Source organism: Flavobacterium sp. FPG59, assembly GCF_002150205.1.
Lineage (GTDB): Bacteria > Bacteroidota > Bacteroidia > Flavobacteriales > Flavobacteriaceae > Flavobacterium.
Window position 1 is genome coordinate 1 of record NZ_MTCA01000352.1, and the last position, 1701, is coordinate 1701.

The following is a 1701-nucleotide window of genomic DNA, read 5'->3' on the forward strand; positions in this document are numbered from 1 at the left end:
ATCTATAAAAACAGTTCTGAATACAATGTGAAATCAGCTGGAACTGAAGATTCTGCCAGAATAAAAATTAATTCTAAATTAATAATTTGGGCAGAAATTATTTTTGTAATGGAGAAAAAGCATAAAGAAAAAATCCTTAAAAGATTCTCAACTGAAACAAGCAATAAGAAAATCATAATTTTGGATATTCCTGATATTTATAAATACATGGATAAAGAATTAATAGAAGAAATCAGAACATCAATTTCAGAATATCTATAATTTACCCCTCCGCGAGCGTCCCGCTCATGATGGGTGAATAGATTAATAGGATTTTAGTTTGTGCCAGTCATCAAATTTTGTGATTTAACAGCCTTCATAAGCGAGACAATAGCGACAGATGAGAAAACATTGGCAACAACTTTAGAGAAAACAGAAAATAATTTTATAAATAAAAAATGAAGGTTAAAAAAATAATACTGCTTATAACCATTAATATAAGTTTCAGTTTGTACGCTCAATTTACAACAAAAGAAGAAACAAAAATTGAAATTTTAAAATCGAAATTAGTTGATAACGTAAGTGTTTTTGGAATAAGACAACTAAAAGTAACTAGTGATGATTTAAGAAAAGTCATGATTAAAACCAAAATTGAATCAAAAATAGACAACAAGACAAAGTTAAGTGCATTTTCGCTTTTAGACACTAAAAATAAAATTCGGTATAGACTTGCGGACTATAAAGGATATGCTGGAATAATTGGATATCCAGAATTAATTCCATTTAGAAAAGATAAAATCTATAAAGAAAATGGTGAAGAAATTAATAGCTATTTGTTACCTCCTTATGATACTTTTGAAAAAGATTATTTCAACCTCTTCGATATAGAAGGTTATAAAAACTTTGAAATGAAAATAAATTTTGGAACAACAGAAAAACCAAAATTGAGCACATTATATTTTGGAGAAACTACCTATAAAAAATTTACAGCAGAATTGTTTTTTGCAATTTTAGTAGTTAACAAAGATTCGGATTATGAATTATACTATAAAGATGAAAAAGTAAGCGACATACAATTTGAATAAAGCTATTCTGCATTAAGCTCCTACAACGAATTTGGGCAATTGACAGAATTGAAAGTTGGTTTTGTATTTGGAGGTTTAGTAACAACCAAAAAACAAACCTTAAATTAGCGCTAAACCCTTGATAGTAAATAAAATTAACATACATATCACTCGAAAAAACGAAAAATATAATTAACCAAAAAAATGAAATTATGACACCGAAACAACTTGTAAAAATTAGCAACGCAATTGGAATCACAGCAATACTTCTATTAGTTTATTGGGTTTTTACATTTATTATAATTCAAGTTTTTGGATTAAAAGTTTTTAGAGAAAATATGACAGAAACGTTTTATTTGAGCGTTTTGGGTATTCTTGCTTTAATGGTTGGGTCACTAATTATAAATGTAATGTTTAATCTAACAAGAATTGCAGAAACCAAAAATAATGATGCCACTAATGCAAAATCGAATAAAAAAACATATTTAATTCTTTTTATAATTTTTCCAATAATTGGAATGATATTATTTGGTGGCGATTATTTAACATCCAACAAAAAAGAAAAAATGCTGATCAAATCAGCAAAATCAATTTTAGAGAAAAACGAAAAGAATAGTTCAAAATTAGTCAACTATGAATTTTCAGAAGAATATATAAA

Annotated in this window: 3 protein-coding genes; all 3 read left to right on the top strand. The window is 26.7% G+C overall.

The window, feature by feature from the left end:
* Nucleotides 1-261: protein tyrosine phosphatase (locus FPG59_RS15890; RefSeq protein WP_254906725.1), on the top strand; the 261-nt coding region annotated here is incomplete at its 5' end.
* A 176-nt stretch (nucleotides 262-437) separates the two neighbouring features.
* Nucleotides 438-1064: a hypothetical protein gene (locus FPG59_RS15895; protein ID WP_086455510.1), complete on the top strand. Its 627-nt coding sequence runs from the start codon at nucleotides 438-440 to the stop codon at nucleotides 1062-1064.
* Nucleotides 1065-1255: 191 nt separating this feature from the next.
* A partial coding sequence (locus FPG59_RS15900) for a hypothetical protein (RefSeq protein ID WP_217875949.1) occupies nucleotides 1256-1701 on the top strand: 446 nt, incomplete at its 3' end.